The organism is Streptomyces sp. HSW2009 (genome assembly GCF_040240285.1).
In the GTDB taxonomy this organism is placed as follows: domain Bacteria; phylum Actinomycetota; class Actinomycetes; order Streptomycetales; family Streptomycetaceae; genus Streptomyces.
The window spans coordinates 1-5794 of sequence record NZ_JBEHZD010000498.1 but is presented as its reverse complement, the minus strand read 5'-3'; the positions used below and the strand labels follow the sequence as shown (position 1 = coordinate 5794).

Genomic DNA, 5794 nt, shown 5'->3' with positions numbered 1-5794 from the left:
CCCGCCCCCCCCCCCCCCGCCCCCGCCGCCCGCGCCCCCCCCCCCCCCCCGGGGGCGCCGCCCCCCCCCCGGGGGGGGGGCGGGGGCCCCCCCCCCGGCCCCCCCCCGCGGCCGTGGCAGGCGGCCGGCCCGCTCGCGGCGCTGCTCGCCCTGCTCGCCGCGGGCAGCGGCTGTACGGCCGCGGGCGGTGCGGACGACGGCGCGTTCACCAGCGACGGCGACCCGCGCATGATCATCATCGCCAGCGGTCAGGACATCACCGGGCGCAGCGGCGTGCGCCAACAGATGGTGGATGCCTGGAACGAACGGAGCCGGCGTTCGGGGTCGCCGTTGCGGGCCCGGCTCGTGGAGCTGCCGGGCACCGCCGACCAGCAGCGCAGCCAGTTGCTCGGGGCGCTCCAGTCGGGCAGTTCGCACTACGACGTGGTCAATCTGGACGTGACGTGGGTGCCGGAGTTCGCGGACGGGCACCTGGTGCGCGAACTGGATGAGTCCTTCCTGGACACGGACGTACTGCCCACCGTCGCGGCCACCGGCCGCTGGCGGGGCGCGGTGTACGCGGTTCCGTTCAACAGCGACGTCGGGCTGCTCTACTACCGCCGCGACTACCTGTCCGCCGCCGGTTTCGCCACGCCCGACCTGGGGACGGAGGCCATGGGCTGGGCCCGGTTCAAGGGGCTACAGCACACGCTGCTCCAGGCGCAGGCCCGCGGCGACCTGCCCGCCGCCTACGACAAGCCGTGGACCACCCCACTCGGCTCGTACGAGGGGCGGACCGTCAACGGCATCGAGGCGTTCGCCACCGCAGGCGCCATCAGCGAGGCCGAGCCCCTGGTGGACGCCGAGGGGCGGTACGTCGGCACCGAGGGGCAGTTGCGCGCCGGGCTCGCCGAGTTCGCCGGGCGCATCGACCGGGCGTACACGCTGGACGGCGCGCAGGAGTCCGCAGAGGCACGCCTGTTGGCCGACTTCGCCGCCGGCAAGACGGCCTTCCTGCGGCACTGGCCGTACGCGTACGGGCAACTCCACCAGGACCTGACGGACAAGCAACTGGGTCTGGCCGCGCTGCCGGGCAAGGCCGTGCTCGGTGGGCAGGACCTGGCCGTTACGCGACACGCCCCGCCGCAGAACCTGGCCGCCATCGAGGACCTGGTGCGCTTCCTGACCGGAAGGGAAGGCGAACGGTGCCTGCTCGAAGCGGGCTTCGCCGCTACGCGCGCGAGCGCGTACGAGGCGGACGGCGCGCGCTGCCGGCTCCTGCCGCCCGGTCCTGCCGCCCCGTCACCCACCGGCGAGGGCGCCGACCGCATCCCCCGCACGGCCGACGGGCGGCCCCGGTCATCGGCCGTCGTGCGGACGGCCCTGCGGGGCGCCGTGCTGCGCCCACGCACCCCGCTGTACGGGGCGTTCACCCAGGTGTTCGCCGACCATCTGGGCCGGCTGATCGGCGATGCCCCGGACGCGCCGGGCGAGGTGGCGCGCGACCTGCACCGGGCGTTGCAACGCGCGCTGCCGGAGGACGGGTGAGGGCTCAGGAGCGGGCACGGTGGATGGCTCGACGGAGCTTTCAACGGGGGCTCGGCAGAGAGTTCGGCAGAGGGCTCGGGGAAGGGTTCACAGGAGGGTCAGGACGCGTGGGCCGTCGTCGGTGATCGCCACCGTGTGCTCGCTGTGGGTGGCGCGGCTGCCGTCGACCGTGCGCAGCCCCCAGCCGTCGGCGTCCATGACGTACGCGTCCGCGCCGCCCGCCGTGAACATCGGCTCCAGCGCGAGGACGAGGCCGTGGCGCAGCCGGAAGCCGCGACCCGGCTGGCCCTCGTTGGGCACCGGCGGGTCCTCGTGCATCTGCCGGCCGATGCCGTGGCCGCCGAAGTCGGCCAGGATGCCGTAACCGGCGGCGCGGCCGACCGTGCCGATGGCGTGGCCGATGTCGCCCATCCGGGCGCCGGGCACGGCCGCGGCGATGCCTGCGGCGAGGGCCGCGCGGCCGGTTTCGACCAGCTCCAGGTCGGCCTGGCGCGGGGTGCCCACGACGAAGCTGGTGGCGGCGTCGCCGGCCCCGCCGTCCAGGGTCGCGCCGCAGTCGATGCTGACCAGGTCGCCGTCGCGGAGCCGGTACGCACCCGGGATGCCGTGCACGACCGTGTCGTTGACCGACGCGCAGAGCACCGCGGGGAACGGGGTGGCCGCGAAGTGCGGCCGGTAGTTCAGGAACGGCGAACCGGCGCCGGCCGCGCGCAGCACCTCGCGCGCCGCCTCGTCCAGCGCGGTCAGCGGGACGCCGACGGCCGCGACCTGCTCGGCGGCGGCCAGCGCCCGGGCGACGATGCGTCCGGCCTCGCGCATGGCGTCGAGTTCGCCGTTGGTCTTGATCTCCACCATGGGTGGGGTCCTTCCTGGTGCGTTGGTGCGTACGGCAGGTGGGGGCGGGTTCAGCCGCTCGGCGGGGGGCGCTCCGGGCCCGCGGCGCGGGCGGGCGGGGCACGACGGAGCGGACGCCAGCTCCGGGGCCGCGCCAATTTTCATACCGTTATTACTGTACCGGATTACTTTACCGGTATTGCAATGCCGGTATTACAATGCCGGCATGGTGCGCACACCCCTCACCCCGTTGGAACGCGAGCGCGGTCGTCACTTGGGTCTGCTGCTGCGACAGGCGCGCGGCGAGCGGAGCATGGCCGCCGTCGCCGCCGCCGCCGGCATCTCCGCCGAGACGCTGCGCAAGATCGAGACCGGCCGGGCCCCGACACCGGCCTTCTTCACCGTCGCTGCCCTGGTCGGCACGCTCGGCCTGCGCCTGGACGACGTGGCGGCGCACTGTGCCGCCGTGGTCCTGCCGGCGGAGGCGGACGGCGCCGAGGGCGCCGGGAACGCTGCGGGAGTGGCTGACGCCGTGGACGCCGTGGGCGTTGACGCCGCGGCGCTCTGGGGCCCCGCGGCGGCCTAGCGCACGCTGACCGGACCGCCCCGGGTGGTCGCCGGCCCGTCCGCCCCGGCGTGGTCACCGCCCCGGGCGGTCGTCGATCCGCCCGCCCGGGGTGGCTTTGTGCTGCCCGCGGGGGCTGTCTGTGCGCGTGCGCGCACGCTGGCGTTCCTGGAGTCGGTCGTACTCGAAGCGCCGTATTTCTCCGCATTTCTCCGCGCGTGCTGGCGTTCCCGGAGTGGTCACACCCGGAGCGCCGTATTGCGCCGTATGTCTGGGTGCGTGCTCCGGGTGGGCGCATCGCTGAATCGTCGGTGGGGGCCTTCTCCGCGCGCGGCGTGCGCGCGGGCTGCCGCTTCCGGATGTGCGCCGACGGAGGTGCGCCGAGTTCGCGCAGCCGCCCCGCCCCGCCTCGGGGCGCAGGCGCATCCCGCTCGGGGCCGAGTGGGGGCGGCGCCCGGCGTGCTCCCGCGCTCGGGGGCGCGCACACTGAGCATTCGATCGTGTGTGCGCCCATCGTGCGCTTCTTTGTTTGTTACGGCGGAATGAAATCCGCACGCCACGGCGTTGCAGCCTTCCGGTGATGACCATGAGGCGGGGAGGCAGGGAGTGTCAGCGACAGCCGCGACGACCAGCGCTGAGCAAGAGGGCTGGGCGCGCAGACTGGCCCGATACTGCTGGCGGTATCGGCGCAACGTGGTGCTCGCGCTCGGCGCGTCGCTCGCCGGAATGGCGGTCACGGCGCTCGTTCCGCTCATCCCGAAGCTGATCATCGACGACGTGATCGTCTCGCACGACCGCTCGCTGACCCCCTGGGCGACGCTGCTGGTCGTGGCGGCCGTGGTGGTCTACGGGCTGACGTACGTGCGCCGCTTCTACGGCGGGCGCCTCGCCCTGGACGTCCAGCACGATCTGCGGACCGAAATGTTCCAGTCGATCTCCCGACTGGACGGGCGCCGCCAGGACGAGCTGAGCACCGGTCAGGTGCTCGGCCGCGGCACCAGCGACCTCCAACTGGTGCAGGGCCTGTTGTTCATGCTCCCGATGATGGTCGGGAACGTCCTGCTCTTCGTCATCTCGCTCGTCGTCATGCTGGTGCTCTCGCCGGTGCTGACCCTGGTCGCGCTGGCCGTGGGCCCTGCCCTGTGGTTCATCGCGGCCCGCAGCCGCGACCGGCTCTTCCCCGCCACGTGGTACGCGCAGGGACAGGCGGCGGCCGTGGCGGGCGTCGTGGAGGGCGCGGTCAGCGGCGTTCGGGTGGTCAAGGGCTTCGGCCAGGAGGAGCAGGAGACCGGCAAGCTGCGCGAGGTCAGCCGCGGCCTGTTCGCCGCCAGGCTGCGCACGATACGGCTCAACTCCCGCTTCACCCCCGCCCTCCAGGCGGTCCCGGCGCTGGGTCAGGTCGCGATGCTCGCCCTCGGCGGCTGGATGGCCACGCGCGGTCAGGTCACGCTCGGTACCTTCGTCGCCTTCTCGACCTATCTGGCGCAGCTCGTCGGCCCGGTCCGGATGCTGGCGATGATGCTCACCGTGGGGCAGCAGGCGCGCGCGGGCGTGGAGCGCGTCTTCGAGCTGATCGACACGGAGCCGGCCATAGCGGAACGGCCCGACGCCCACGAGCTGCCCGCCGACGCCCCGGCCACCGTCGAGTTCGACCACGTCACCTTCGGCTACGGCGCCGCGGCGGAATCGGCAGGGCCCACCGAAGCGGCTGTGGCCGAGCCGTCCGGGGCCGAGCCGTCCGAGGCTGATTCGGCTGCGGCCGAGTCGTCCGGGGTCGAGCTGGCCAAGGGCGATCCGGCGGCCTCCGGGGCGGACGGCGCGTCCCGCGCGCGCCCGGTGCTCCAGGACGTCTCGCTGCGCATCGCCCCCGGCGAGACGCTGGCCGTGGTCGGCGCGTCCGGCAGCGGCAAGTCCACGCTGTCACTGCTGCTGCCCCGGTTCTACGACGTGACCGGTGGCGCGGTGCGGGTCGGCGGCCACGACGTGCGCGACCTGACGTACGCGTCGCTGCGCGCGGCCATCGGCCTCGTACCGGAGACGAGCTTCCTGTTCTCGGCCAGCGTGCGCGAGAACATCGCGTACGGGCTGCCCGACGCCACCGACGAGCAGGTCCGCACGGCCGCGCGGGCCGCGCAGGCGGACCGGTTCATCGACGAACTGCCGGACGGTTACGACACCAAGGTCGGCGAGCAGGGCCTGACGCTCTCCGGTGGGCAGCGCCAGCGCATCGCCCTGGCCCGGGCGATCCTCACCGACCCCAGGCTGCTGCTGCTCGACGACGCGACCTCGGCCGTCGACGCCCGGGTGGAGCACGAGATCCACGAGGCGCTGCGCAGCGTGATGGCCGGCCGCACCACGCTGCTCATCGCGCACCGCCAGTCCACGCTGGCCCTCGCCGACCGGATCGCCGTACTGGACGGCGGGCGCCTCGCCGACGTCGGCACCCATGCCGAACTGGTCGAACGCTGCCCGCTCTACCGCAGACTGCTGACCGATCCGGACGAACTGGGCGACGTGGTGCGCGACGTGGCCGGCCTCGGCTACCGGGCGCCGACCGACGGCCCGGACGCCGCCGCGGGCACCACGCCCCTCGCGGGCGCGGGTGCGCGTGACGACGCGTCCGGCGGTACGCCAGAGCGCTCGGCTGCCGGCGCGGCCGGGCCCGTCGCCGGCGGGTTCGGCGGCGAATCCGCGGCGGCCGGGCTGCTGCTGCCCAGCTACCGCCCGGCGGACGCGACACCCGACGGGAGCGCCCCCGGGGGCCCGGGCCGGGCGCCCCCCCCGGGCCCCCCCGGCCGGGGGGGGGGCCCCCGGGGCCGCGGGGGGGGGGGGGCGGGGTGGGGGGGGGGGGGGGGGGGGGGGGGGGGC

The 5794-nt window shown here is 74.9% G+C and carries 4 protein-coding genes; 3 read left to right on the top strand and 1 reads right to left on the bottom strand.

The features are described 5' to 3' along the window. Positions 1-1527, top strand: a 1527-nt coding sequence (locus AAHZ94_RS27255) for an extracellular solute-binding protein (protein ID WP_349996072.1), incomplete at its 5' end; no start/stop codon positions are given. An 87-nt stretch (positions 1528-1614) separates the two neighbouring features. Here the strand turns inward: AAHZ94_RS27255 and map are convergent. Further along, positions 1615-2382, bottom strand: a complete 768-nt coding sequence (gene map / locus AAHZ94_RS27250; protein ID WP_349996070.1) for a type I methionyl aminopeptidase — start codon at positions 2380-2382, stop codon at positions 1615-1617. Positions 2383-2587: 205 nt separating this feature from the next. Between map and AAHZ94_RS27245 the strand changes: the two genes are divergently transcribed. Both AAHZ94_RS27245 and AAHZ94_RS27240 read left to right on the top strand, forming a co-directional pair. Continuing rightward, on the top strand, positions 2588-2947 hold the full coding sequence (locus AAHZ94_RS27245; protein WP_349996068.1) for a helix-turn-helix domain-containing protein: 360 nt from the start codon (positions 2588-2590) through the stop codon (positions 2945-2947). 585 nt (positions 2948-3532) lie between these two features. Then, positions 3533-5794, top strand: a 2262-nt coding sequence (locus AAHZ94_RS27240) for an ABC transporter ATP-binding protein (protein WP_349996066.1), incomplete at its 3' end; no start/stop codon positions are given.

Excerpts from the sequence above, each read along its gene's own strand:
- AAHZ94_RS27245 (WP_349996068.1), top strand. The coding sequence starts at position 2,588 with ATGGTGCGCACACCCCTCACCCCGTTGGAACGCGAGCGCGGTCGTCAC.
- map (WP_349996070.1), bottom strand. The coding sequence starts at position 2,382 with ATGGTGGAGATCAAGACCAACGGCGAACTCGACGCCATGCGCGAGGCC.